The sequence below is a fragment of the Microbacterium sp. str. 'China' genome, assembly GCF_002993305.1.
GTDB lineage: Bacteria > Actinomycetota > Actinomycetes > Actinomycetales > Microbacteriaceae > Microbacterium > Microbacterium paraoxydans.
Genome location: NZ_CP027434.1, coordinates 392,101 through 416,591, shown reverse-complemented (window position 1 = coordinate 416,591; position 24,491 = coordinate 392,101). Strand labels below are relative to the sequence as shown.

General features: G+C 70.7%; 22 protein-coding genes. 7 read left to right on the top strand and 15 right to left on the bottom strand.

The genetic code is table 11. From position 1 onward, the window contains the following. Positions 1 to 81: 81 nt before the first annotated feature. From C6C15_RS01965 to C6C15_RS01950, 4 genes are all read right to left on the bottom strand, one after another. The gene (locus C6C15_RS01965) at positions 82 to 810 is read right to left on the bottom strand and encodes an amino acid ABC transporter ATP-binding protein (RefSeq protein WP_105949150.1); all 729 of its coding nucleotides are present in this window, start codon (positions 808 to 810) and stop codon (positions 82 to 84) included. Then, a complete protein-coding gene (locus C6C15_RS01960; RefSeq protein WP_105949149.1) occupies positions 807 to 2,291 on the bottom strand; it encodes an amino acid ABC transporter substrate-binding protein/permease in 1,485 nt (494 codons plus the stop codon). The genes C6C15_RS01965 and C6C15_RS01960 overlap by 4 nt, the downstream gene beginning before the upstream one ends. Before the next feature lie 147 nt (positions 2,292 to 2,438). Then, positions 2,439 to 3,971, bottom strand: a complete 1,533-nt coding sequence (locus C6C15_RS01955; RefSeq protein ID WP_105949148.1) for a DHA2 family efflux MFS transporter permease subunit — start codon at positions 3,969 to 3,971, stop codon at positions 2,439 to 2,441. Next, a complete protein-coding gene (locus C6C15_RS01950) occupies positions 3,968 to 4,600 on the bottom strand; it encodes a PadR family transcriptional regulator (RefSeq protein ID WP_324970200.1) in 633 nt (210 codons plus the stop codon). Before C6C15_RS01950 ends, C6C15_RS01955 begins: the two co-directional genes overlap by 4 nt. Positions 4,601 to 4,788: 188 nt before the next feature. On the opposite strand from C6C15_RS01950, the gene C6C15_RS01945 reads away from it, so the two are divergent. Then, positions 4,789 to 5,664 carry a phosphoribosylaminoimidazolesuccinocarboxamide synthase gene (locus C6C15_RS01945; protein ID WP_105949146.1) on the top strand — a complete coding sequence of 292 codons (876 nt, stop codon included), beginning with the start codon at positions 4,789 to 4,791 and terminating at the stop codon, positions 5,662 to 5,664. Between the two features lie 100 nt (positions 5,665 to 5,764). Further along, positions 5,765 to 7,120, top strand: coding sequence for a uracil-xanthine permease family protein (locus C6C15_RS01940; protein ID WP_105949145.1), 1,356 nt, complete (start codon positions 5,765 to 5,767; stop codon positions 7,118 to 7,120). Between the two features lie 534 nt (positions 7,121 to 7,654). Here the strand turns inward: C6C15_RS01940 and C6C15_RS01935 are convergent. The 5 genes from C6C15_RS01935 to C6C15_RS01915 are packed head-to-tail and all read right to left on the bottom strand — an operon-like array spanning position 7,655 to position 13,762. Continuing rightward, on the bottom strand, positions 7,655 to 9,370 hold the full coding sequence (locus C6C15_RS01935; RefSeq protein WP_060922445.1) for an acetyl/propionyl/methylcrotonyl-CoA carboxylase subunit alpha: 1,716 nt from the start codon (positions 9,368 to 9,370) through the stop codon (positions 7,655 to 7,657). Beyond that, complete coding sequence (locus C6C15_RS01930) at positions 9,367 to 10,917, bottom strand: urea amidolyase family protein (protein WP_105949144.1); 1,551 nt, start codon at positions 10,915 to 10,917, stop codon at positions 9,367 to 9,369. Before C6C15_RS01930 ends, C6C15_RS01935 begins: the two co-directional genes overlap by 4 nt. Continuing rightward, complete coding sequence (locus tag C6C15_RS01925) at positions 10,917 to 11,717, bottom strand: putative hydro-lyase (RefSeq protein WP_060922870.1); 801 nt, start codon at positions 11,715 to 11,717, stop codon at positions 10,917 to 10,919. The genes C6C15_RS01930 and C6C15_RS01925 overlap by 1 nt, the downstream gene beginning before the upstream one ends. 1 nt (position 11,718) lies before the next feature. After that, positions 11,719 to 12,483: a LamB/YcsF family protein gene (locus tag C6C15_RS01920; protein ID WP_060922869.1), complete on the bottom strand. Its 765-nt coding sequence runs from the start codon at positions 12,481 to 12,483 to the stop codon at positions 11,719 to 11,721. 1 nt (position 12,484) lies between these two features. Further along, entirely contained in the window at positions 12,485 to 13,762 is a 1,278-nt protein-coding gene (locus tag C6C15_RS01915; RefSeq protein ID WP_060922868.1) for an NRAMP family divalent metal transporter, read from the bottom strand. Between the two features lie 148 nt (positions 13,763 to 13,910). Here C6C15_RS01915 and C6C15_RS01910 point away from each other — a divergent pair, with 148 nt between their 5' ends. Then, the gene (locus C6C15_RS01910) at positions 13,911 to 14,567 is read left to right on the top strand and encodes a GntR family transcriptional regulator (RefSeq protein WP_082750116.1); all 657 of its coding nucleotides are present in this window, start codon (positions 13,911 to 13,913) and stop codon (positions 14,565 to 14,567) included. Positions 14,568 to 14,577: 10 nt separating this feature from the next. On the opposite strand, the gene C6C15_RS01905 is transcribed toward C6C15_RS01910, so the two are convergent. Then, complete coding sequence (locus C6C15_RS01905; protein ID WP_105949143.1) at positions 14,578 to 15,246, bottom strand: TetR/AcrR family transcriptional regulator; 669 nt, start codon at positions 15,244 to 15,246, stop codon at positions 14,578 to 14,580. 475 nt (positions 15,247 to 15,721) lie between these two features. Between C6C15_RS01905 and C6C15_RS01900 the strand changes: the two genes are divergently transcribed. After that, positions 15,722 to 16,531, top strand: a complete 810-nt coding sequence (locus tag C6C15_RS01900; RefSeq protein WP_060922866.1) for a M57 family metalloprotease — start codon at positions 15,722 to 15,724, stop codon at positions 16,529 to 16,531. 83 nt (positions 16,532 to 16,614) lie between these two features. Here C6C15_RS01900 and C6C15_RS01895 read toward each other — a convergent pair whose 3' ends face one another. The 5 genes from C6C15_RS01895 to C6C15_RS01875 all read right to left on the bottom strand — a co-directional run bounded on the left by C6C15_RS01895 (position 16,615) and on the right by C6C15_RS01875 (position 22,597). After that, positions 16,615 to 17,610, bottom strand: a complete 996-nt coding sequence (locus tag C6C15_RS01895; RefSeq protein ID WP_105950733.1) for a LacI family DNA-binding transcriptional regulator — start codon at positions 17,608 to 17,610, stop codon at positions 16,615 to 16,617. 128 nt (positions 17,611 to 17,738) lie between these two features. After that, positions 17,739 to 19,169, bottom strand: a complete 1,431-nt coding sequence (locus tag C6C15_RS01890; protein WP_199787682.1) for a GH1 family beta-glucosidase — start codon at positions 19,167 to 19,169, stop codon at positions 17,739 to 17,741. Between the two features lie 5 nt (positions 19,170 to 19,174). Beyond that, positions 19,175 to 20,065, bottom strand: coding sequence for a carbohydrate ABC transporter permease (locus C6C15_RS01885; RefSeq protein ID WP_105949141.1), 891 nt, complete (start codon positions 20,063 to 20,065; stop codon positions 19,175 to 19,177). Continuing rightward, positions 20,062 to 21,102 carry a carbohydrate ABC transporter permease gene (locus tag C6C15_RS01880; protein ID WP_025103982.1) on the bottom strand — a complete coding sequence of 347 codons (1,041 nt, stop codon included), beginning with the start codon at positions 21,100 to 21,102 and terminating at the stop codon, positions 20,062 to 20,064. The genes C6C15_RS01885 and C6C15_RS01880 overlap by 4 nt, the downstream gene beginning before the upstream one ends. Positions 21,103 to 21,280: 178 nt before the next feature. After that, positions 21,281 to 22,597 (bottom strand): ABC transporter substrate-binding protein, encoded by a 1,317-nt coding sequence (locus tag C6C15_RS01875; RefSeq protein ID WP_060922864.1) that lies wholly within the window; start codon positions 22,595 to 22,597, stop codon positions 21,281 to 21,283. Positions 22,598 to 22,829: 232 nt separating this feature from the next. Between C6C15_RS01875 and C6C15_RS01870 the strand changes: the two genes are divergently transcribed. The 3 genes from C6C15_RS01870 to purQ all read left to right on the top strand — a co-directional run bounded on the left by C6C15_RS01870 (position 22,830) and on the right by purQ (position 24,454). Then, on the top strand, positions 22,830 to 23,360 hold the full coding sequence (locus C6C15_RS01870) for an adenine phosphoribosyltransferase (RefSeq protein ID WP_105949140.1): 531 nt from the start codon (positions 22,830 to 22,832) through the stop codon (positions 23,358 to 23,360). Between the two features lie 141 nt (positions 23,361 to 23,501). After that, positions 23,502 to 23,750 carry a phosphoribosylformylglycinamidine synthase subunit PurS gene (purS, locus tag C6C15_RS01865; protein WP_025103985.1) on the top strand — a complete coding sequence of 83 codons (249 nt, stop codon included), beginning with the start codon at positions 23,502 to 23,504 and terminating at the stop codon, positions 23,748 to 23,750. Next, on the top strand, positions 23,747 to 24,454 hold the full coding sequence (purQ, locus tag C6C15_RS01860) for a phosphoribosylformylglycinamidine synthase subunit PurQ (protein ID WP_060922862.1): 708 nt from the start codon (positions 23,747 to 23,749) through the stop codon (positions 24,452 to 24,454). Before purS ends, purQ begins: the two co-directional genes overlap by 4 nt. Positions 24,455 to 24,491: the final 37 nt, after the last annotated feature.

Below are 24,491 nucleotides of genomic sequence, written 5' to 3'. Positions count from 1 at the left end.
GTCGGCGACCGTCCCCGTTGAAGTAGCGCAAATGGCTGCATCCCGACCGGGAATGCAGCCATTTGAGTGACTCGAACGGGGTCAGAGGACCTTGGACAGGAAGTCCTGGAGGCGTTCGTTCTTGGGGGCGCCGAACAGATCGGCGGGGGTGCCCTCCTCGACCACGACGCCGCCGTCCATGAACACCGTGCGGTCGGACACCTCGCGCGCGAAGCCCATCTCGTGGGTCACGAGCACCATGGTCATGCCGCCCTCGGCGAGGTCGCGGATGACCTGCAGCACCTCGCCGACCATCTCCGGGTCGAGGGCGCTGGTGGCCTCGTCGAACAGCATGATCTCCGGGTCCATCGCGAGTGCACGGGCGATGGCCACGCGCTGCTTCTGACCGCCGGAGAGCGACGCGGGCTTCGTGTCCGCCTTCTCCGACAGGCCGACGCGCTCGAGCAGCGAGCGGGCGCGGTCGCGGGCCTCGGCCTTCGTCATGCGGCCGAGCTCGACCGGGGCGAGCGTGATGTTCTCCAGCACGGTCATGTGCGGGAACAGGTTGAAGTGCTGGAACACCATGCCGATGCGCTGACGCACCTCGTCCAGCTTCACGCTCTTGTCGGTGAGGTCGACCCCGTCGATGATCACGTGCCCCGACGTCGGCTCCTCGAGCTTGTTGAGGCAGCGCAGCAGCGTCGACTTGCCCGAGCCGGAGGGGCCGATCACGGCGATGACCTCACCGTCCTCGACCGCGAGATCGATGCCCTTGAGCACCTCGTTGTCGCCGAACGACTTGTGCAGGTCCCTGACCTCGATCTTGCTCATGCGTTGGCCTTCCTCTCCAGGCGGTTCGCGAGCAGCGTCAGCAGCGTGATCACGACGAAGTAGATGATGGCGACGATCGTCAGCACCTGCGCCGAGAGATACGTCGAGGCGATGATCTGTCGCGAGACGAACGTCAGCTCGGCGAGACCGATGACGCTGATGAGCGAGGTGTCCTTCAGCGTGATGATGCCCTGGTTCACGAACGACGGGATCATGATCCGGAACGCCTGCGGCAGCACGACCTTGCGCATCGTCTTCCAGTGGCTGAGGCCGAGCGAGCGCGACGCCTCCGCCTGACCGGGGTCGACGGCCTGGATTCCGCCGCGGATGATCTCCGTCATGTACGCACCGGTGTTCAGCGACAGGGTGATCGCACCGGCCACGAACGGGTCGAACTTGAGGTCCGGAATGAGCTGCGGGATGGCGAAGAACACGAAGAACGCCTGGATCAGGATCGGGGTCCCGCGGAAGACGTAGACGTAGGCGGTCGCGATCCAGCGGAACGGCGCGAACTTCGACAGGCGTCCGAAGCCGAAGATGATCCCGAGGATGAAGGCTGCGATCACCGCGACGATCGTGGCGAGGATGGTGAGCCACAGACCCTGCATCAGGGCCGGCCAGTACTTCACCGCGACCGAGATGATGTCGGTGGGCTGCGCCTCCTGCGCGTCGTCACGCGTCGCGAGGTAGGTGTCCACGATCTCGTCGTACGCGCCGGAGTCCTGCAGGTTGGCGAGGCCGGCGTTGAACATCTCCAGGAGCTCGGCGTTCTCGCCCTTGTTCACCGCGAAGCCGTACTCGCCACCGAGCGCCGGCTCGCCGACGAGGCGGAAGCCGGACCCCTGCTGGATGCCGTAGGCGAGCACGGGGAAGTCCTCGAAGTAGCCGACGGCCTGACCCGCCTTGACCGCGTCGACCATGTCGGTCGTGTCCTGATAGGGCGTGATGCGGAAGCCGTACTCGTCGGCGTTCTCCTCGGCGAAGGTCTGCCCTTGGGTGCCGGTCTTCACCGCGACGGTCTTGCCGTCGAGGTCGTCGAGCGACTCGATGTCGCTGGACTCGAGCACGCCCAGCTGCACGCCGCTCGTGAAGTACGGGTCGCTGAAGTCGAAGGTCTGCTGGCGTTCCTCGGTGATCGACATCCCGGCCATGACGGCGTCGACCTGGTTCGACTGCAGCGCCTGCACCGCGGCGTCGAAACCGAGCTGGCGGATCTCCACGTCGAAGCCCTGGTCCTCCGCGATCGCGCGCAGGAGGTCCATGTCGATGCCGACCAGGTCGCCGGACTCGTTCGTGAACTCGAACGGCGCGAAGGTCGTGTCGGTGCCGATGACGTAGGTCTCGCCGTCGTCGGCCGCGGTGGCGGGCGCGGCTCCGGCGAGCAGCGCCCCGGCGGCGACGAGCGCGGCGAGAGCGGTCGCGCCGGCGGTGCGGCCGAACCGCCGCAGACGGCTCGGCGGAGAGGATGGATGGCGGCTCACGTCGAGTGCTCCTCGGGGTTCGGAAGGGCGACCCGGCGGCCGCCGACCATCCACCCTAACCCTGCACCTCCCGCGCACCGGAATCTCGGAGAGACGCCCGACACTGCCGGAACCCGCGTGGATACCGGCGTGTCGGGGTCATCGCGGTCACGCCGGAGGGGTCGCGGCGACGGCCTCGTCCTTCCGATCCTGCCCACGGAGGAACAGCGAGGCGACCAGCGCGATGAGGATCACACCGGCGGGGAGCAGCAGCGTCTCGGACATGCCGGCCGCGAAGCCCTCCGCGACCTTCGGGGGCAGCGCGCCGCTGCCCGTGCCGGCCGGAGCGTCGGCCAGACCGGGGAGGTTCGCCTCCAGCCGCGACTGCATGAACGCGGCGATCGACGCGGAGCCGATGACCGAGCCGATGGTGCGGGTGGTGTTGTAGATGCCCGCACCGGCACCGGCCTGCCGCGGAGGCAGCTTGCGCGTGGCCGTGGTCGCCAGCGGCCCCCACATGCCCGCGTTGCCGATGCCCATCAGCGCGGACGGCAGCAGGAACATCAGGATCGGGGTGTCCATCGTGGTCAGGGCGGAGTACCAGACCAGGGCACCCGCGACGCAGAGCAGGCCGGGGACGAGGATGATGCGTGGGTCGACACGGTCCAGGATCTTCCCGGCGACCGGGGCGAGCACGCCCGACAGCACGGCCATCGGGATGAGCAGCATCGCGGCCTCGGTCGGGGTGAGCCCGCGCGCGGTCTGCAGGAAGAACATCATCGGCAGCGACATGCTCGTGACCGTGAAGCCGACCGCCGCGATCGCCACGTTCGCGCCGGAGAAGTTGCGGTCGCGGAAGAGGGCGAGCGGGACGAGGGGTTCGCTGCGGGTGCGGGCCTGCTGCACGATGAAGAGCGCGAGCACCACGACGCCGGCGATGATGAGGCCCCAGACCGAGATCGGGCCCGCGATGGTCCCCCAGTCGTACTTCTCGCCCTCCTGCAGTCCGAAGACGATGAGGAACAGCGCGACGGCGCTGAGCACGACGCCGACGAGGTCGAACCGGTGCGGGTGCGTCTTCAGCTTCGGCACGAGGATCCAGGCGAGCACGAAGGCGACCACGCCGACGGGCAGGTTCACGAAGAAGATCCACGCCCAGCCGAAGCCGTCGACGAGCAGACCGCCGGCGAGCGGGCCGACGAGCGTGGCCACACCGGCCGTGGCACCCCAGAGGCCCATCGCCGCCCCGCGGCGGTTCGGCGGGAACGTGCGGGTGATCACGGCCATGGTCTGCGGGGTCATCAACGCGGCGCCGAGCCCCTGGACCGCGCGGGCCGCGATCAGGCCCTCGAGCGTCGTCGACAGTCCGCACCAGAGTGAGGCGAGGGTGAAGACGGCGAGCCCGATGAGGTAGATGTTCTTCGGCCCGAAGCGGTCGCCGAGGCGCCCGGTGATGAGCAGCGGCACGGCGTAGGCGAGCAGGTAGGCGCTGGTGACCCACACGACGTTGTCGAGGTTGTTCGTGTCGGGGTCGAGGGCGGCCTTGATCGCCGGGTTCGCGACGGAGACGATCGTGGTGTCGACGAGGATCATGAAGAACCCGATGACGAGCGCCCAGAGCGCGGGCCACGGACTCTTCGGCGCGTGACCGGCGGCGAAGGGCCCCGTCTCGGGCCCCGAGGTCTGACGGGAATCGGTCATTGCTGTGCAGCCTTTCGCTGGGCGCGGTAGCGGTCGGTGTCGTCGAAGGCGTCGGGGCCCCAGCGGAGCTCGTCGCCGTCGAGGCGGGTGAGGAGGGAGTCGAGCCAGCGGAGCTCGGCGTCGAGCAGCGCCTCCTGCCGTTCGATCTCGACGAGGACCTGCGGCGGGACGCCCTTGGCGCGGGCGGAGGCGAGGCCGTCGTGGTGCAGCGCGTACGAGGCGACGAGGGCCTCCCGTCGCTCCTGCAGCAGCGCGACGGCGTCGTCGCGGTCGAGGTTGTGCGACTCGGCGAGCGCGACGCGGGCGTCGGTCTCGCGGTCGATGCGGGGGAGGGCGCGACGCACCCAGGCGACCACCGCCTCCCGGCCGGCGTCGGTGAGGGTGTAGGTCGTCCGCTCCGGTCGGTTGCCCTCGCGATCCGTGCCGACCTCGTCGAGCAGACCGGCACGCTGGAGCCGGGCGACCGTGTGGTAGAGCGTGCCGTTGGTGACGGTGATGAGGCGGTCGTCGTGACGCGCGCGGAGCAGGCGCACCATCTCGTACGGGTGCATGTCGCTCTCGCGGAGCAGCGCGAGCACCATCACCCCGAGCGGCGTGAGTCCCGCCACCACATCCCCGTTCTTCCCCACGCCTCTCCCCTGTCCCCTGCTCTGTCGCCCCGCACGAATAGTCCACATGGACTATACACCCGCCTCTCCCCCGCCGAGACCCCGGTTTTCCGGCGAGACCCCGGGGTCCCGACGCGCTCACCCCGGGGTCTCGACGCGAACGCGGGGTCTCGGCGCGGAAGAGGACGCATCACCGGGATAATGGGCGGGTGAGCACACCGTCCGCAGGAAACGCGCAGGCCATCCCCGGGTGGCGACACCTCTACTCCGGAAAGGTCCGCGACCTCTACGCCTCGGAGGACCCGGCCGACACCCGCATCCTCGTCGTCGCGTCCGACCGGGTGAGCGCCTTCGACGTCGTGCTCTCCCCCGGCATCACCGACAAGGGCGCTCTGCTGACGCGCCTCAGCCGCTGGTGGTTCGCCCAGCTCGACGTGCCGAACCACCTCACGGACGGCGACCTGCCGGAGGAGGTGGCCGATCGCGCCATGCTCGCCCAGTCGCTCGAGATGCTGCCGATCGAGTGCGTCGTGCGCGGGTACATCACCGGCTCCGGCTGGGCCGAGTACCAGGAGCACGGCACCGTGTGCGGCATCGCCCTGCCAGCAGGCCTGCAGAACGGCAACCGCCTGCCCGAGCCGCTGTTCACCCCGGCCTACAAGGCGCCGATGGGCGAACACGACGAGAACATCACGTTCGACCGCGTCGTCGAGCTCGTCGGGGCGGACCGGGCGGCCGAGCTCCGCGACGCCTCGCTCGCGATCTACCGTCGTGCCGCGGCCATCGCCGAGGAGAAGGGGCTCATCCTCGCCGACACGAAGTTCGAGTTCGGGACCGACGCCGACGGCATCCTCCGCCTCGCCGACGAGGTCCTCACGAGCGACTCCTCCCGGTATTGGGACGCCGAGGCCTGGCGCACGGGGTCGACCCCGGCGGAGCGGATGGCGAGCTTCGACAAGCAGATCGTGCGCGACTGGCTCGCGGCGAACTGGGACAAGCAGGGCGAGCCCCCCGTGCTGCCCGAGGAGGTCGTGGCCCGGACGGCCGCCCGGTACCGGGAGCTCATCGACCGCCTCGGCGCCTGACGTCGCGCTCCCCGCGGCCGCGGGACGCACAGGGAAAACTCAGGAATCGGTAGTGTTGCTCCAGCACTCCGCCCCCGATCCCGAACCCTGAGGAGCCCGCATGGCTTTGTGGAAGCTGCACGGAAACGGCCGCACCGTCGAGCCCGGCGCCGTCGTCACCCCCGAGGAACGTCTGTCCTGGCTCGCGACCATCGCCATCGGCGCGCAGCACGTCGTCGCGATGTTCGGCGCCACGTTCCTCGTGCCGACGCTCACCGGCTTCCCGGTGTCGACGACCCTGCTCTTCAGCGGCATCGGCACGCTGCTCTTCCTCCTCATCACGAAGAACCAGCTGCCGAGCTACCTCGGCTCCTCGTTCGCCTTCATCGCCCCCATCACCGCGGCCGTCGCGGCGGGCGGCACCGGCTCCGCCCTCGCGGGCGTGGTCGCGGTGGGCGTGCTCCTCGCGGTCGTCGGTCTCGTCGTGCAGTTCGTCGGCCTCCGCTGGGTCGACGCCCTGATGCCCCCGGTCGTCGCCGGTGCCATCGTCGCGCTGATCGGCTTCAACCTCGCCCCCACCGCCTGGAGCAACTTCGCGCTCGACCCCGTGACCGCCACGATCACCCTCGTCGCGATCATCCTCTTCGCCGTGCTCTTCCGGGGCTTCCTCGGCCGGATCTCGATCTTCCTCGGCGTCGCCGTCGGCTTCATCTGGGCCGCCTTCAACGGCTCGTTCGAGGTGCCCAACCCGCTCCGTGGCGACAAGACCCCCGCCGAGCTCATCGCGGACGCCCCGTGGATCGGCCTCCCGCACTTCCAGTTCCCGGACTTCGTCGAGCCAGGCACCTGGTCGACCATCGCGATGTTCCTGCCGGTCGTGCTCGTGCTCATCGCGGAGAACGTCGGTCACGTGCGCGGCGTCGCGACCATGACCGAGGACCCCGCGATCAACCGCCACACCGGTCGCGCCCTCATCGCCGACGGTGTCGCCACGACCATCGCCGGTGGCTTCGGCGGCTCGGGCACCACGACCTACGGCGAGAACATCGGTGTCATGGCCGCGACCCGTGTGTACTCCACCGCCGTGTACTGGGTGGCGGGTCTGTTCGCGATCCTCCTCGCGTTCTCCCCCAAGGTCGGCGAGGTGTTCAACTCGATCCCCGCGGGCGTGCTCGGCGGTGCGACGACGGCGCTCTACGGCCTCATCGGCATCATCGGCATCAAGATCTGGGTGGACAGCCGGGTCGACTTCTCGCGTCCGGTCAACCAGTACACCGCAGCGGTCTCGCTCGTGATCGGCATCGCCGGGTTCACGATGCAGCTCGGCGACTTCGCCTTCGGCGGGATCGTGCTCGGGACGGTCGCGGCGCTGCTGATCTATCACCTGGGCAACCTCATCGCCCGCGCGCGCAAGACGGGTGCCGACGACCCGAAGCCTCTCGAGCCCGTCGGCCCCCTCGGCGGCGACCCCGCGTAACGCTCACATGCGGGACGGGTTTCGCCCCTCCCGCATCCCTCGAAGGCCCGTTTTCGCACTCGCACCGGGTGACGGGGGGTGCGCCCTCCCGGGGGTATTCACGGTCCGGATGGAAAACGCCCCTTCCTCACACGACGAGGGGGCGTTTTCGCACTCGCTCGGCCTTGGTCGGCCGAGCCGCGTGCGGGATCGAAATGGGGCCTTCCGGGTCTCCGGAAGGTGCACTTTCGCACTCTCCAGACAGGAACGTCCCGGCCCGCGCGGTGTCCGCGGGTCCGGCCCCTACGGTGCAGGGTCGAAAAGGGGCGCCCCCGGCGGGCGGGAGGGGCCTATTCGCACTCGCACGCGGGGACGTCCCCCGGTCGGAGGGTGCGGGATCGGAAACGGGCGTGCCCGGCGGGCGGGAGGACCGTATTCGCACTCTCACGCGGGGGGCGCTGGCGGGATCAGAGCGTGCGGGATCGGAAAGGGGCGTCTGAGGGGTGCGGGAGGGGTGTTTTTGCACTCCGCACGCGGAGGGTGACCGGGGCGGGGTCAGGCGATCGTGGCGAGGAGGGCGTCGGCGGCGAGGGTCGCGCCGGTGTCGGCGCGCGGGGTGAGCGTGCCGGCGCGGTGCGCGGTGACCGTGGTCTCCATCTTCATCGCGTCGAGCACGGCCACCGGGTCTCCCTCGGCCACCTCGGCCCCGTCGTCGACGAGCCAGCGGACGAGCGTGCCCGGCGCGGGGACCCGCAGCTCGGAGGGATCCGCCGAGGACACGGGGGCCGCGACCTCTCCCGCCGGACGACCGATGCCCGCCAGCAGCTCCGCGGGCAGACCGAGCATCACGCGGCGGCCGTCGATCTCCACCGGGAACCGCTGCAGTCCGGACACCGGAGCGACCGCGGGCCGAGGCTGCGCCTCCAGGGCCGGGAGCAGCACGGTCTCGATCCACTGGGTGTGCACGGCGAAGGTCGCGGTCGCGAACGCGGGGTCGTCGATGGCGCGGAGGTCGAACGGGATCACGGTCGCCGGACCCTCGACCGCGAGCTCCCGCAGCGCCCGACGCGCACGGACGAGAGCCGCGTCCCGGGTGTCCGCGTGCACGATGAGCTTCGCGATCATCGAGTCGAACGCGGGCTGCACGGTGTCTCCGGCCTCGATGCCGCTGTCCCACCGCACGCCGGGTCCACCGGGGATGCGCAGACCGTCCACCCGTCCGGGGCTGGGCAGGAACCCGCGGCCGGGGTCTTCGGCGTTGATGCGGAACTCGAACGCGTGCCCGGTCGGCGCCGGGGTCTCGGTGAACGACGGCCCCTCGCCGAACGCGATACGGAACTGCTCGCGGACGAGGTCGGTCCCGGTCACCTCCTCGGTCACGGGGTGCTCCACCTGCAACCGGGTGTTCACCTCGAGGAAGGAGATCGTGCCGTCCGCGGCGAGGAGGAATTCGACCGTGCCGGCGCCGCGGTACTGCACCTCGGCGCAGATCGCGCGCGCCGCGTCGTGGAACGCCGTCCGCTGCGCCTCCGTGAGACCGGGCGCAGGAGCCTCCTCGATGAGCTTCTGGTTGCGGCGCTGCATCGAGCAGTCGCGGTCGCCCACGACGACCACGCCGCCGCGCCCGTCGCCGAGCACCTGCACCTCGATGTGCCGCGGGCTCTCCAGGAAGCGCTCCACGAAGCACTCCCCGCGGCCGAACGCGGCGGTCGCCTCGCGGGTGGCCGCGTCGAACGCGTCGGCGACCTCCGACAGCTCGCGGACGACCTTGAGCCCGCGACCTCCGCCGCCGAACGCGGCCTTGATCGCGATGGGCAGACCGTGCTCCTCGGCGAACGCCACCGCCTCCTGCGGTCCGGACAGCGGCTGATCCGTGCCCGCGGCGAGCGGAGCCCCGACGCGCTGCGCGATCCGGCGCGCGGTCATCTTGTCGCCGAGCGCGTCGATGCTCTCCGGGGAGGGCCCGATCCAGACGAGTCCGGCGTCCTCGACGGCCCGCGCGAAGGCGGCGCTCTCGGACAGGAAGCCGTAGCCGGGGTGCACGGCGTCGGCGCCGCTGCGGCGAGCCGCGTCGATCAGCGCCTCGATGGACAGGTACGTCGTCGCCGCGGTGTCGCCGCCCAGGCCGATCGCCTCGTCCGCGAGCCGCACGTGCAGGGCATCCGCGTCCTGATCGGCGTAGACGGCGACCGACGTGTAGCCGGCCTCGGCGCACGCACGGATCACGCGGACCGCGATCTCGCCGCGGTTGGCGATCAGCACAGTGGTCATGAGGTCTCCTTGACGGTGAAACGCACCCGCACGCCCGGCGGAAGCTGGGCGGCGAGATCGAGGCTGCGATCGGTGAGAGCACCGATGATGGGGTAGCCGCCGGTGAGCGGATGATCGGGGAGGAAGAGCACGGGCTGGCCGTCCGGCGGCACCTGGATAGCCCCGGTCACGGCGCCTTCGCTCGGCAGCTCACCGCCGACCGCGCGTTCCAGGGGCACGTCGCCGTGCAGGCGGATGCCCACACGGTCGGAGCGCGGCGTGACCGTCCACTCCTGCGCGGTGAGCGCGTCGATGCCGGCGGCCGTGAACCAGTCGTCGCGCGGGCCGAGCGTGATCTCCAGCGCGACCAGCTCCCCGGCTGCGGGAAGGGGGCGCGGCACCGGGTCCGGCTCGACGGCGGCCACCGCGGCAGCCCCGATCGGAAGGAGATCGCCCGCGGTCAGCGGCGCCGGGCCCAGTCCGGCGAGCGTGTCGGTCGCGCGGCTGTCGAGCGCCGCGGCCGGAGCGAGACCGCCGCGGACGGCGATCACGGACCGGAGACCGCGCTCGGGATGGCCCAGCGTGAGCTCGTCGCCGTCGACGGTCGCGAACGGCACGCCGGGGAGAAGCGTGCGCTCCGTGCCGTCGGCGTCGGTGAGCGTGAGCGTGCCCGTGGCCCCGGTGACGGCGGCCACACCCGCGCCGTGGAAGCGCAGCACGGCCCCGCCGACGCTCTCCAGCACGGCTGCGGCAGGCACGTTCCCCACCGCCCGGTTCGCCGCATGCATCGCGACGCGATCGGCGACGCCGGAGGCCGAGACGCCCAGCGCCGCGAAGCCGGGGCGACCTGCGTCCTGCACGAGGAGCTGCAGCGACGGTCGCACGACCTCGACCGCCGTGCCGTCCTCACGGCGGTCGATGCGCGTCGCGGCGGCCGATGCCGGCGACGCCGCGACCGACTCCCGCTCCGCACGCACGAAGCGCACGCGGCGACCCGGCGCGAGCAGCGCCGGCGGGTCCCGGTCGATGTCCCACATCTCCAGGGCGGTCCGGCCGATGAGCTGCCAGCCGCCGGGGCTCTCCCGCGGATACACGCCGCTGAACGCCCCGGCGAGCGCGACGGAGCCGGCGGGCACCCGGGTGCGGGGCGACGACCGCCGCGGCACGTCGAAGAGGGGGTCGCCGCTCACGGCATAGCCGAAGCCGGGAGCGAAGCCGGAGAAGGCCACCCGCCAGTCGGCGGCGAGGTGACGGGCCACCAGCTCCTCCGCCGAGACGTCGAGGAGCGCGGCCGCCTCGTCCAGATCCTCCCCGTCGTAGCGGACCGGGATGGTGACCTCGCCCGCATCGGGCAGCGCTGCGGCGTCGACCTCGGTCGCGGCGAGCACCTCGGCGAGCGCGGCGGCTGAGGTGCGGTGCGGATCGAAGCGCACGAGCACCGTGCGGGCGCCGGGGATGCGCTCGAGCACGCCGGGCACGTCGCTCCACGCGAGGTTCAGCCGCATAGCCTGCTCGAGGTCGTCCGTCTCGACGAGCAGCGCGCTGTCGGAGGCCGTGAGGATGCGCATCAGACCCGGTACTCCGCATCCGGCACATCGGTGACGAACATGTAGCCCGGGGCGTGGGTGACCGCGAACGGCGGCTTCGACGCCATGATCGCCGCCTGCGGGGTCACGCCGCACGCCCAGAACACGGGGATCTCGCCGGGGCGGATCTCGGGGGCGTCCCCGAAGTCCGGCGCCATCACATCGGCGATACCGAGCGACGCCGGGTCGCCGATGTGCACGGGCGCACCGTGCACGGCCGGGGTGCGCCCGGAGATCTGCACGGCATCGGCCACGCGGTCCGCGGGGATCGGACGCATCGAGACCACCATCTCGCCGCGCAGCCGTCCGGCCGGGGTGCAGTCCACCGCCGTGCGGTACATCGGCACGTTACGCCCGAGCTCCTGATGACGGATCGGGATCCCGGCCTCGACGAGACCCGTCTCGAACGTGAAGCTGCAGCCGATGAGGAAGGCGACGAGGTCGGGATGCTCGTCCCACGCCGCCGTCGCGTCGGACACCTCCTCCACGAGCGCGCCGTCCCGCCAGATGCGGTACCGCCCGATATCGGTGCGGATGTCGCTGCCCGGCGCGAGCCGCGACTCCACCTCCCCCTGCTCGATCACCTCGAGGACGGGGCAGGGCTTCGGGTTGCGCTGCGCGTAGAGGAGGGTCTCGAAGGCCCAGTCCGCGGGCACCGCGATGAGGTTCGCCTGTGTCAGCCCCGGGGCGACGCCGCTGGTCGGCGCGGAGTGGCCGGCCCGGTGCGCCACACGGGCGGCCCGGGCGTCGGCGAGCTGTGCGGGAGTCGCGAGCACGGCCATGTCAGACTCCGGCGAACGGGGCGATGGTGATGCCCTCCGCCTGCAGCAGGCGCTTCGTCTCCGCGGCCATCGCGACCGAGCCGGGGCTGTCGCCGTGCACGCAGATCGACTGCGCGGAGACGGCCACGTCGGTGCCGTCGATCGCCCGGATCACGCCGTCCGCGGCCAGGCGCACCATCCGCTCGGCCACCGCGGTGGGGTCGTGCAGCACGGCCCCCTCCTCGGTGCGCGAGACGAGCTGACCGTCCGGCTGGTACGCGCGATCCGCGAAGGCCTCCGCGGCGACCGCGAGTCCGGCCCGCTCGGCGACGTCGAGCACCACTCCGCCGGCGAGACCGAGCAGCACGAGCGAGGGGTCGACCGCCTTGATGGCCGCCACGACGTCCTTCGACTGCCGCTCGTCGCGGGCGATGGTGTTGTAGAGCGCCCCGTGCGGCTTGACGTAGGAGACCCGCCCGCCGACCGCCGCGGTGAGCCCGAGGAGAGCACCGAGCTGGTACTCCACGTGCGCCTGCAGCGTGGCCGAGTCGATGTCGACCTTCGTGCGCCCGAAGTTCTCGTAGTCGCGGTACCCGGGGTGGGCGCCGATCACGACGCCGCCGGCGACGGCCGCGGCCAAGGTCTCGCGGATCCCCTCCGGGCTGCCCGCGTGGAACCCGCACGACACGTTCGCACTCGTGACGATCTCGAGCATGCTCGCGTCGTCGCTGACGATCCGGTCGGGGACGTTCTCGCCGAGGTCCGAGTTCAGGTCGATGGTCGCCATGTCACGCTCCGATTCCGAGGAAGGCGAAGATGGGGCCGATCGAGACGGCGCCCATGTACCAGGTGAGCGCGGTCACGACGGTGCCCGCGATGAGCAGCCACATCGGGTACTTCCGGTCGCCGAGCAGGTCGCGGCGGAACCAGCCGATGTACATGAACACCGTGAGGCCGATGGGGAGGATCAGGCCGTTGAAGCCGCCGACGAAGACGAGGATCGCGGCCGGGGCCGTGCCGATCGCCAGGTAGACCGCCAGCGACACGACGATGAACGCGACGGTGGCGAGCTGCAGCGGCCAGCCGCCGCGGAGCTTGGCGGTGAACGTCGAGAGGAACGTCGCCGAGGTGTACGCGGCACCGATGACCGAGCTGATCGCGGCGGCCCAGAAGATCGCGCCGAAGACCCGGAGCCCCGCGTCGCCGAGCACCGCACCGAACGCCTGCCCGGCCGGGTTCGCGGCCTGCGAGGAGAGGTCGAGCGCCACGCCGGAGGCCACCACACCGAGGATCGCGAGGAACAGCACGTAGCGCATGATGCCGGTCACCAGGATGCCGTTGGCGGCGGCGCGCATGACGGGCTTCGCGTACTGCGGCCCCACGTGGCCGGAGTCGAGGTAGCGGTGGGCGCCGGAGTAGGTGATGTAGCCGCCGACCGTGCCGCCGACGATCGTGGTGATGGTGGCGAAGTTGAGCTGGTCGGGCACGAAGGTCTGGCGCAGGGCGTCGCCGACCGGCGGCTGGGCGATGAACGCGACGACGAGGGTCATCACGATCATCCCGATGCCGAGGACGATCAGCACGATGTCCATCACCTTGCCGGCCTTCTTCACGAGGAAGATGATGATCGCGAGGGCCGCCGTGAGCGCGCCGCCGAGTTTCGGGTCGAGCCCCAGGAGGGCGTTCAGACCCAGGCCGCCACCGGCGATGTTGCCGATGTTGAACGCGAGTCCGCCGATGACGACGAGGACGGCGATGACGTGGCCGGAGAACGGGATGGCGCTGTTGGCGAGCTCGCCGGCACGCTTGCCGGACGAGGTGATCATGCGCCAGATGTTCAGCTGCACCGCGATGTCGACGAGGATCGACACGAGGATGGCGAACGCGAAGGCGGCGCCCATCTGGGCGGTGAACGTCGCGGTCTGGGTGATGAAGCCGGGGCCGATGGCGCTCGTGGCCATGAGGAAGATGGCGCCGATGACGGCACTGCGGCCGGCGCGCTTCTTCGCGTGGGCGGCGCGGGCTTCGTCCTCGGGGGTGAGGGCGGGGGCGGACTGCTCGGACATAGGGGGGTCCCATCGTCGTTGGTGGGTGTCGGGTGACCCCCAGTGTAGAACGGACAGAACCCGATTGTTCAACAATCATGTTTCCGTCGTGCTACAGCGCGATTGCTTTTCGGTAATGATCGGCGTGATGCCGCCCTACGATGAAGGCATGAACCAGCAGGGCCCGCTCGCCGACGTGCTCCGTCAGCGCATCATCGACGGCGACGTCGCCCCGGGCTCCCGGCTGTCCGAATCGGCTCTGGCCGAGCGCTTCGACGTGTCGCGCAACACCCTGCGCGAGGCATTCCGGGTGCTCGCGGAACAGGGCCTCGTCGAGCACATCCCGCACCGCGGCGTCTCGGTCGCCTCTCCCTCGATCGCCGACGTCATCGACATCTACCGCGCCCGCCGGGTCATCGAGTGCACGGCTCTGCGGCAGTCCGAGCCCGAGCATCCCGCCGTCCAGCGCATGACCGACGCGGTCGCCGCGGCCGAGGCCGCCGTGGCCGGGGTCTCGGCAGACGACACGTCCGCCTGGCGCGCGGTCGGCAGCGCGAACATGGCCTTCCACGTCGCCCTCGTCGATCTCGCCGACAGCCCTCGTCTCGCCCGCACCTACCGGAACGTCGCGGCGGAGCTGCGGCTCGCTTTCCTCAAGATCGACGACCCCCGCGCCCTGCACGAGCCGTTCGTCCGGAAGAACCGCGCCGTCCTCGACACGTTCCTCACCCGCGGCGCGGAGGCCGGCGCAGCCGAGTTGGAGCGGTACCTCGTGCAGTCGGAGCGGGTCGTGCTCGGCGCGTTCGCGCGGATGCAGCTCGACTGAGCGCGGCGACTCAGGACGCGTCGGTCCGCAGCGCCGCCGTGGCGCGGGGTCGGGGTTCGCCCCGGGGCGAGGCCGGCAGCCCAGGCAACGCGGCGGTCGGCTCCGGGAGACCGTACCGGCGGTGCAGCCAGCGCCGCGCGTCCTCGAGCGGATACGTGTCGCCGAAGACGCAGTACTTCACGAACACCCCCTCCAGGGTGCTGCGGAGCATGACCTCCTCCAGGGCCGGGTCCTCGGCGCCTCGGGCGCGGAAGACGGCGCGCACGGCATCCTCCGCGACCGCCGCACCCTCGGCGTAGCGCTGCTCCGACTCCGCGAACAGCCGATGGGTGAGCGGCTGCTGCTGCATGGCGAGCACCGCGCGCTGCAGAGGCATCGCGAAGGCGGTCGCCCCGATCGCCCCGTCGATGATCGCGGCCAGCATCTCGTCGGGCGTGCCCTCGACCTGCGCGAAGGCCAGGACCGTCTCGAACCAGCGGTCGATCACCGCGCCGACGAGCTGGTCCTTGCCGCCGAAGTGGTAGTTCACCAGCCCCTGGGCGACTCCGGCGCGACGCGTGATCTCGGCGATGCCCGCCCCGGCGACGCCGCGTTCGCTGAACACCTCGATCGCCGCCTGGAGGATGTTCTCCCTGGCGCGCTCTCGCGCCAGACGATTCTGCGCATCCGATCGCGCCATGCGGTGTCCACCTCCCGGGTCGTCCGGCGGAATTCCCTAACGGGCCGTCTCGGGATAGATTAATCACTGAATGCTCGTTCAACCTATGGAGGGTGCGAGCACTCGCGGCGCGGGGGTTCGCCGCAGCGGGCCACGGACGCGTCTCACGCCTATGGAGGGGGTGGCGGAGACGCGTCCGTGGTCATCCTCGACCTCCGGCCTACGACGAGGGACCGACGACCAGGCCCGGTCGTCGACCGCCGGTGCCGACGTCCGGCCGAGCCGTGGCGGCACCTTCGACGGCGACCGATCCAGCCGATTCCTGACCTGAGTGCAGAAAGCGGGCGACGGGCCGTGTCGCGCCTTGACCCCGTCGAAATCGCGCGGTTAGCGTGAGCGGGCTTCGGCCCCTCGGTGGCAGCGATGCTCACCGTTCCGGCCGGAGTCCGCTCGCTCACCGGGCGCGCGGCACCGCCCAGATCGAAGAGGATCTTCCATGCGATTCACCAGAAAACTCGCGCTCGCCGCCACCGCGGCGGCCGCGCTCAGCCTCAGCGCGGTCATCCCCGCCACGGCCGCGTCCCCCGACGACTCCGCGCCCTCGTACCAGGAGTTCGCGGCGTCGACCTATCGGGACGTCGACGGCGCCTACGTCGTCAACGGCGATGAGGTGATCTCGAACAAGAAGGAGCTGCGCGCGTTCTACGACCGGCTCGTCGGCCCCGAGACCCTCAACGATGGCCTCATCGTCAACACGGTCAACAACATCGATGACAAGTGGTCGGCCGCACAGGTGGCCAACCTCACCTACTGCGTGAGCACGAAGTTCGGCAGCCGGCACGCCGACGTCGTCCGGGCGATGGAGGGCGGCGCGGCGCTCTGGGAGTCCGCGTCTTCGAAGGTCGACTTCCGCTACGTGAGCAGCGCCGACGCCAACTGCACCACGCGGAACAACGCCGTCGTCTTCTCCGTCGAGCCGGTGGCCACGACGCAGTACATCGCCCGCGCCTTCTTCCCCAGCACGCCGGCCCGCCAGCAGAACGTCCTCATCGACGACTCGATCTGGAGCGCCGGAGCGTGGACCCCGACGAACGTGCTCGGCCATGAGCTCGGCCACGTCCTCGGCTTCCGCCACGAGCACACCCGCCCGGAGGCGGGCACCTGCTTCGAGGACAACAACTGGCGTCCGCTCACGCCGTACGACTCGTCGTCGATCATGCACTACCCGCAGTGCAACGGCAGCTCGGCCGATCTGTCGATGACCAGCGTCGACCGCAGCGGCGTCGTCTCGCTCTACGGGAACTGACGCCCTCGTCGGACCCGCTCCGGCACCACCGAGGCCCGGTCGTTCGGCGACCGGGCCTCACCCGTGTCCGCGGTCGGTGCGGCTCAGGCGGAGCCGCGGACGACGAGCTCGGTCGGCAGGATGGTCGTCCGAGGTGGGTCCTCGCCGGCAAGCCGGGAGAGCAGCACCTGCGTCATCGCCTCGCCCTGGGCGTACATGGGCTGGCGCATGGTCGTCAGGGGCGGGTCGGTACTGAGGGCCACCGAGGAGTCGTCGAAGCCGACGAGTGCGATGTCCTCAGGCACCCGCACCCCGGCACCCCGCAGCGCCGTGAGCGCTCCGCGGGCCATGAGGTCGCTGGCGACGAAGATCGCGTCCGGTCGCCCTTCCGCGAGCAGACGTCGGGCGGCATCGGCTCCGCTCGCCTCGCTGTAGTCGCCCTCCTCCTCCGCGAAGGGAGACAGCCCCGCGGCGGCGAGCGCGGCGCGGAACCCCTGCACGCGGTCGGTCGACGAGGGCATCGTGAGCGGACCGGAGATCGTGGCGATGCGCGTGCGTCCGATGTCGACGAGGCGCTGCGTGGCCGCCCGCGCCCCGGCGACGTTGTCGACGTCGACCACGTAGTCGCCCTCGGCCCGCCGCACCGGGCGGCCGCCGTAGACCACGGGGACCGCGTCGGCGATCCGGTCGACGAACGCGTCACTCGTGTGGTGCGACACGATGAGCGCGCCGTCGACGCCGCCATTGCGCACGAAGCTCGTCATCTTGTCGCCGGGGTCGTCGCTCGCGATCAGGAGGTTCAGCAGGTAGTCGGAGCTGCGGAGGGCGCCGGTGATGCCGGCCACGATCGCCGCGAAGAACGGGTCGCCGAAGAAGCGGGTCGTGTCCTCGGGGACGATGAGGGCGATCGCGTGCGTCTGCCGGGAGGCGAGCGAGCGCGCGGCGCGGTTCGGCACGTAGTTGAGCTCGTCGATCGCGGCGCGCACGGCGGCGAGCGCTTCCGGGCTGACCGCGGTCGACCCGTTGACCACCCGCGACACGGTCGACCGGGACACGCCGGCGGCGGCCGCGACCTCCTCGATGGTCGCGCGGGGCGACATCATCGCTTGCTCTCTTCCATCGCCCCATTCTCATCCACCCGGAGCCAGGCCGTGAAAACCCCCGCTTCGAATCGCCCGATTGGTCCCATTTCGGCCGCAGATGGGGCCAATCGAGCGATTCGAACGGGTCAGAGGGACCGGGCGGCGATGATCCGGGCGTACTCGCGGCCGGAGTCCTTGACCGTCCGCTCCTGGGTGTCGTAGTCCACGCGGACGATCCCGAAGCGCTTGTCGTAGCCCCAGGCCCACTCGAAGTTGTCGAAGAGGGACCAGTAGAAGTAGCCGCGGACGTCCACGCCACTGTCCCTGGCGTCGAGCACGGCGTCGAGGTGCGCGCGCAGGAACGCGGTGCGGTCGGCATCGGGCACCCGCGTCTCCCCGTCCTCCACCACGACGGTGTCGTCGTAGGCCGCGCCGTTCTCCGTCACCGAGAGCACCACGCCCGCGGGCTCGGCGTACTCGGTCCAGAGCCGCTGCAGCAGTCGCGTGAGTCCCTCCGGCTGGACCTCCCAGCCCTGGGCGGTGCGGGGCAGCCCGCGCTCAACCGCGTGGATGCCCTCGTGCGAGGGATACGGGCTGCGCGTCACGTGCGCCGTCTCCGGGCCGCTGGACACCGCCGCGTCCTCGGGCCCCGTGCCGGACACGAGGTCGCCGTGGTAGTAGTTCACGCCCTGCGTGTCGATGGGCTGGGCGATGGTGTCGAGGTCGCCCTCGTGCACGGCCGCCTCGAACCGCGCCACGGCCTCGGGGTCCACTGCGCGGATGTCCTCCACGGTGTCGGCGGGGTAGGCGCCGCGGTAGATGGGGTCGAGGAACCACCGGTTGAACTGGCCGTCCAGCCGCCGGGCCGCGTCGACATCCGCGGGGTTCTGCGGATCGGCGGGATCGGCGACCGTGTGGTTCAGCGTGATGCCGAGGTTGAGGGAGGCATCGCGACCGCGGAGTTCCCGTACCGTCGCACCGTGCGCGAGGAGCAGGTGGTGCGAGGCCTGCAGTCCCTCGGCGACGCTCGTGTGCCCCGGGGCGTGCTCGCCCCCGGTGTAGGAGAGGAAGGACGAGCACCACGGCTCGTTGAGGGTCGTCCACACGTTCACGCGGTCGCCGAGGGCGTCGTGCATGGTGCCCGCGTACTCCAGGAAGCGGTCGACGGCGTCACGGTTCGTCCAGCCGCCGACCTCCTGCAGGGCCTGCGGCATGTCCCAGTGGTACAGCGTGAGCCAGGGCAGGATGTCGGCCGCGAGGAGCTCGTCGACGAGGCGGCTGTAGAAGTCGACCCCCGCCTGGTTGACCGCGCCACCGTCCGGGCGCACCCGCGACCACGAGGTGGAGAAGCGGTACGTCTGCAGCCCGAGCTGCTTCATCAGCGCGACGTCCTGCGGATACCGGTGGTAGTGGTCGCACGCCACATCCCCGTCGTCGCCGCCGACCACGGCCCCCGGCACCCGGCAGAAGGCGTCCCAGATCGACGCCGTCCGCCCGTCCTCGAAGGCGGCGCCCTCGATCTGGTAGGCCGCGGTCGCCGCGCCGAAGAGGAAGTCCGAGGGGAAGGCACGCGTCATAGGGGTCATCCTTTCACCGCGCCCGCCATGATGCCACTGACCAGCTGCCGCCCCGCGATCACGAAGAGCACGAGGAGCGGAAGGGTCGCGAGCACCGCGCCGGTGAGCACGATCGAGTAGTCGATGTAATAGCCGGACTGCAGCTGGCTGAGCGCCGTCTGCAGCGTCGGGTTCTGGGGGGAGAGCACGATCAGGGGCCAGAGGTAGTCGGTCCAGGCGGTCATGAACGTGAACAGTCCGAGGATCGCCATGGCCGGCCGCGCCGCGGGCACCCCGACGGTGAGGAAGGTGCGGAACTGGTTCGCGCCGTCGACCCTGGCGGCCTCGATGAGCTCGTCCGGGATCACGTCCACGAGGTACTGCCGCATGAAGAACACCCCGAAGGCCGTGACGAGGGTCGGCACGATCACCGCACCGATCGTCCCCGTCCAGCCGAGTTCGCGCATCAGCATGAACAGCGGGATGATGCCGAGCTGCGTGGGGATGGCCATGGTCGCGATCACGAACACCATGAGGCCGTCCCGCCCGCGGAAGCGGAGCTTCGCGAACGCGTAGCCGGCCAGGGTCGAGAACGTGACGACGGAGATCGTGATGATCGTCGAGATGAGCAACGAGTTGCCCAGGGCGAGCCAGAACGGGATCGCGTCGAACACCTTCGCCGCGTTCGCGAGGAAGTTGCCGCCGGGGATGAGGGGCAGGGTCTCGCCGCGGGTCGCGTTGGTCCCGCTCGCGACGACGAACGACCACCACAGCGGATAGGCGCCGCCGATGACGAAGGCCGCGAGGAGCCCGTAGGTGAGGAAGCCCGGGCGGCTGCCGAGGCCGGCGCTCCCGCTCGCGGTGCCGCGCCGGCGGCGGATGCGCTCCGGCACGCTGAGGGCCTGGGTGGCGGTCATCGCGCCTCCTCCTTCCCAGTCGGGCGGATGCGGCGTCGGGCCGCGCGGTTCTTCGGGGCGTCTCCGGTGGCGATGCGCCGGGAGATCAGGAAGTTGATGAGGCCGATCGCGACGATCAGCAGGAAGAGCAGGATCGCGACGGCCGAGGCCTCCCCGAGGTTCCGGCGGAAGAACGCCAGTTCCCAGAGGAACAGCACGGTGGTCTGGAACTGCCGATCGCTGCCGCCGATGCCGCCCGCGGTGGAGACGTCGAACAGCCGCGGTTCGGCGAAGATCTGCAGACCGCCGATGGTCGCGGTGATGATGACGAAGATCAGCGTGGGACGGATGGTGGGGATCGTGATGGCGAAGAACCGCCGCACCGCCCCGGCACCGTCGAGCGCGGCCGATTCGTAGAGGTCGCGCGGCACGGCCTGCATCGCGGCGAGGAGGATGAGGGCGTTGTAGCCGGTCCAGCGGAAATTCACCATGACGGCGATCGCGATGTGCGACAGGACCGTGTCGTGCTTCCACTGCTGATCGGCGATGCCGACGAGGTTGAGGAGGTTGTTGGCCAGCCCGTCCGCCTCGTTGAAGATGCTGGAGAAGATGATCGCCACGGCGACCGGCGTCACCACGAAGGGGATGAGGACGCTCATCCGCCAGAACGTCGGCGTCCGCAGCCCGCGGTCCAGCAGGTACGCGATCACCAGCGCGACGGCGAGCTGCGGGATGGCGGAGAGCAGGAAGATGCTCAGCGTGTTGCGGATGGAGTTCCAGAACATGCCGTCGCCGAGGATCGCCGCGAAGTTGCCGAAGCCGACGAACGGTCCCTCGCCCTTCAACAGGTCCCACTCGTGGACCGCGACCCACACCGTGTACAGCAGCGGGAAGAGGCCGATGAGCCCGAAGAGGAGGAAGAACGGGGAGATGTAGAAGTACGGCGAGGCGCGGTGGTCGAAACGGGAGACGCGGGTGCGCCAGGAGCGTCGCGGCGGAGCATCCGCCGCTGCGGGGGCGGCGGCCTGCGGCTCCGCCGGCGGGGCGGTGAGGGTCATGGGCGTGTCCTTAGCCGGGCTTCGACAGGCTCAGCCACCCACTCGGGGCGCTGAGCATCCCCTCTGGGGCGCTGAGCGTCCCCTCTGGGTCGCTGAGCGTCCCCTCTGGGGCGCTGAGCATCCCCTCTGGGGCGCTGAGCGTCCCCTCTGGGTCGCTGAGCCTGTCGAAGCGAGATGATCAGCCGACGAGGTCGTTCAGGAGGCCGATCGCCTGGTCCCAGGCGCCCTGCGTGTCGGTCTCGCCGCGGTCGAGCGCGCTCAGCGCCGGCCCGAAGACGTTCTCCTGGATCACCGAGTCATCGGCGCCCTTGAACTGTGCGACGACGCCCTTGGCACGCTCGGCGAGGATGGCACCGGTCGGCGCGTCGTTGAAGAACTCGTTGGGCGTGGCCTCCTCGGCGAGGGACTCCTGCGCCTTGATGGTCGACGGGAAGTTGCCGGCGGCGGCGGACTGCTTCACCTGCTGCTCGGGCTGCGTCAACCAGTCGGCGAGCTCGGCCGCGGCCTCCTTGTGCTCCGACGACTCCGGGATCGAGAGGAACGCGCCGCCCCAGTTGGCCGCGCCGCCGGGGAAGACGTCGGCGAAGTCCCAGCCGGTCGACGCGTCGCCGCCACCGGCCTCGACCTGGCCCTGCACGACGCCGAGCATCCAGCCGGGGCAGACGAAGGTGGCGAAGGTGCCGTCGACGAACGACTTGCCGCCGTTCCAGTCCCACGCGGTCTGCGCCGCGGACTGGCCGCCCTCGGTCGCGGCGCCGAGGAGCTCGAAGCGCTCCTGGAGCTCGTCGTTGCCCTCGACGTTCAGCTCGCCGTCGGCGGTGTAGTAGCCCTCGTCGAGCTGGTTGACCATGGCGTTCCAGACGAAGCCGGAGTGGTCGTACCAGGCCTTGCCGGTCTTGGCCGTGTAGTCGGCGCCGACCTGGAAGTAGTTCTCCCAGTCCCCGTTCAGCAGCTCAGCGACCGACTCGCGGTCGCTGGGCAGGCCGGCGGCCTCGAACGCCGCGCCGTTGTAGCAGATGCCGCTCGGGCCGATGTCGGTGCCGTAGCCGATGACGCGGCCCTCGGCGTCGGTCGCCTGGCCGTACTTCCAGTCGACCCAGTCGTCCTTGCGGTCCTCGATGCCGTAGTCGCGCAGGTCGACGAAGGTGTCCGAGACGTCCATGATGGCGCCGAGCCAGCCCTCCTCGATCGCGACGATGTCGCTGAGTCCGGAGCCGGCGGCGATCTTGGTGAAGGCGTCGGTGCGGGCGTTGCCACCGGTGTCGATGTTGGTCGCCTCGATCGTCACGTTCGGGTGCGCCTTCTCGTACTCCTTGTAGAGGTCGTCGTAGCCGAAGGTACCGAAGGTGGTGACGGTCAGTGTGACCTTCTCGTCGGCGCTGGCGCCGGAGTCGCCGTCGCCGCCGGTGCTGCCGGAGCAGCCGGCGAGGGCGAGGGCGGAGACGGATGCCACGGCGGCTGTCGCCAGGATCCGGGTGCGGGCACGTGAGTTCACGGTTCACTCCTTTGTGGGTTCGTGCGGGTGGTGGTGCGTGGGGGCTTGTGGGAGCGCTCCCACAAGGTTGTCGTGAACTCTATGGGAGCGCTCCCACGATGTCAAGGGTGCGGGATGGCCGCCGGTCCCCGTTCACAACTCAGGAGAACTGGGATCCGATGCCGCCGTTCGAGCGCCGCCGGCCCGGAGCCCGCGAATTCTCCGGAGTTGTGAACCGGCGTACCCTTGTCCGGTGCCCGAAGCCACCCTCTCCCCTGCCCTCGCCCGCGCCGAATCCCTGATCCGCAGCATCCCGGACTACCCGGAGCCCGGCATCATCTTCCGCGACATCACGCCGCTCCTCGCCGACGCCGAGGCCCTCCGCGTGACGACCGAGGCGATCATCGAGCCCTTCGCGGGGCAGTTCGACGTGGTGGCCGGCATCGAGGCGCGGGGCTTCATCCTCGCCGGGGCCGCCGCCATCGCCGCGGGCGTCGGGCTGATCCCGATCCGCAAGGCCGGCAAGCTCCCCCGCCCCGCCGCCTCCGTCGACTACGCCCTCGAGTACGGCACGGCGACCATCGAGATGCACGACGACCTGCCCGTGGGCTCCCGCGTCCTCCTCATCGACGACGTGCTCGCCACCGGGGGCACCCTGGCCGCCGGTCGGCAGCTCGTGGAGCGTCTCGGCAGCCACGTCGCCGGCATCTCGGTGCTCTTCGAGATCGACGGCCTCGGCGGCCGCGACACGGTCGGCGACCTCCACACCGTCTTCCACTCCTGACCCGAGACCCCGGTTTCTCGCCGACACCCCGGGATAGCGGCGCGCGCAGGACGGGGTGTGGGCGAGTGCCCGGGGTCTCAGCGGAGCATCGACGAGCGGTAGACTGAACCCGCCCGTCCGCCCGCGACTCTTGGAGCCGTCATGCCCACCATCGTCGTCGACGTCATGCCCAAGCCCGAACTGCTCGACCCGCAGGGGAAGGCCGTCTCCGGCGCCTTCGCCCGCCTGGGCGTCGAAGGCTTCACCGACGTCCGCATCGGCAAGCGCTTCGAGCTCACGGTCGAGGGCGAGGTCACCGACGAGGTCCTCGCCGAGGCCCGCCGCATCGCCGACGAGGTCCTGTCGAACGCCGTGATCGAGGACGTCGTGGGCGTCGAGGTGGCGGAGTGACCGTCCGCATCGGCGTCGTCACCTTCCCCGGCTCGCTGGACGACGTCGACGCGCAGCGCGCCGTCCGCATCGCGGGAGCCGAGCCGGTCGCCCTGTGGCACGGCTCGCACGACCTCGAGGGTGTCGACGCCCTCGTCCTCCCCGGCGGGTTCAGCTACGGCGACTACCTCCGCGCCGGAGCCATCGCGGCCCTCTCGCCCATCATGAACGAGGTCAAGGACGCCGCCGCGAAGGGCATGCCCGTCCTCGGCATCTGCAACGGCTTCCAGATGCTCGTCGAGGCGCACCTGCTGCCCGGCGGACTGATCCGCAACAACCACCAGCACTTCGTGCGCCGCGACCAGAAGCTCACGGTCGAGAACTCCGACACCGCCTGGACCAACGCCTTCCGCACCGGCCAGGAGATCGTGATCCCGCTGAAGAACGCGGACGGCGGCTACATCGCCGACGAGCAGACGCTCGACCGCATCGAGGGCGAGGGTCTCGTGGCGTTCCGCTACGCCGGCGTGAACCCGAACGGCTCGCTGCGCGACATCGCGGGGCTGACGAATGAGGCGGGCAACGTCGTGGGGCTCATGCCGCACCCCGAGCACGCCACGGAGCCCGGATTCGGTCCGGACACCGCTGTCGCGATGCGCAGCGGCGTGGACGGCCTCGACTTCTTCACGAGCGCGATCGCCGCCGTCGCCCGCGTCGCCGCCTGACACCTCCCTCGACCCACCCCTCTGCGCGCCTCCCACC

Coding starts and splice junctions, on each gene's coding strand:
- C6C15_RS01965 (WP_105949150.1), bottom strand. CDS start 810: ATGAGCAAGATCGAGGTCAGGGACCTGCACAAGTCGTTCGGCGACAAC.
- C6C15_RS01955 (WP_105949148.1), bottom strand. CDS start 3,971: ATGACCGATTCCCGTCAGACCTCGGGGCCCGAGACGGGGCCCTTCGCC.
- C6C15_RS01940 (WP_105949145.1), top strand. CDS start 5,765: ATGGCTTTGTGGAAGCTGCACGGAAACGGCCGCACCGTCGAGCCCGGC.
- C6C15_RS01935 (WP_060922445.1), bottom strand. CDS start 9,370: ATGACCACTGTGCTGATCGCCAACCGCGGCGAGATCGCGGTCCGCGTG.
- C6C15_RS01930 (WP_105949144.1), bottom strand. CDS start 10,917: ATGCGCATCCTCACGGCCTCCGACAGCGCGCTGCTCGTCGAGACGGAC.
- C6C15_RS01925 (WP_060922870.1), bottom strand. CDS start 11,717: ATGGCCGTGCTCGCGACTCCCGCACAGCTCGCCGACGCCCGGGCCGCC.
- C6C15_RS01920 (WP_060922869.1), bottom strand. CDS start 12,483: ATGGCGACCATCGACCTGAACTCGGACCTCGGCGAGAACGTCCCCGAC.
- C6C15_RS01915 (WP_060922868.1), bottom strand. CDS start 13,762: ATGTCCGAGCAGTCCGCCCCCGCCCTCACCCCCGAGGACGAAGCCCGC.
- C6C15_RS01910 (WP_082750116.1), top strand. CDS start 13,911: ATGAACCAGCAGGGCCCGCTCGCCGACGTGCTCCGTCAGCGCATCATC.
- C6C15_RS01905 (WP_105949143.1), bottom strand. CDS start 15,246: ATGGCGCGATCGGATGCGCAGAATCGTCTGGCGCGAGAGCGCGCCAGG.
- C6C15_RS01900 (WP_060922866.1), top strand. CDS start 15,722: ATGCGATTCACCAGAAAACTCGCGCTCGCCGCCACCGCGGCGGCCGCG.
- C6C15_RS01895 (WP_105950733.1), bottom strand. CDS start 17,610: ATGTCGCCCCGCGCGACCATCGAGGAGGTCGCGGCCGCCGCCGGCGTG.
- C6C15_RS01890 (WP_199787682.1), bottom strand. CDS start 19,169: ATGACGCGTGCCTTCCCCTCGGACTTCCTCTTCGGCGCGGCGACCGCG.
- C6C15_RS01885 (WP_105949141.1), bottom strand. CDS start 20,065: ATGACCGCCACCCAGGCCCTCAGCGTGCCGGAGCGCATCCGCCGCCGG.
- C6C15_RS01880 (WP_025103982.1), bottom strand. CDS start 21,102: ATGACCCTCACCGCCCCGCCGGCGGAGCCGCAGGCCGCCGCCCCCGCA.
- purS (WP_025103985.1), top strand. CDS start 23,502: ATGCCCACCATCGTCGTCGACGTCATGCCCAAGCCCGAACTGCTCGAC.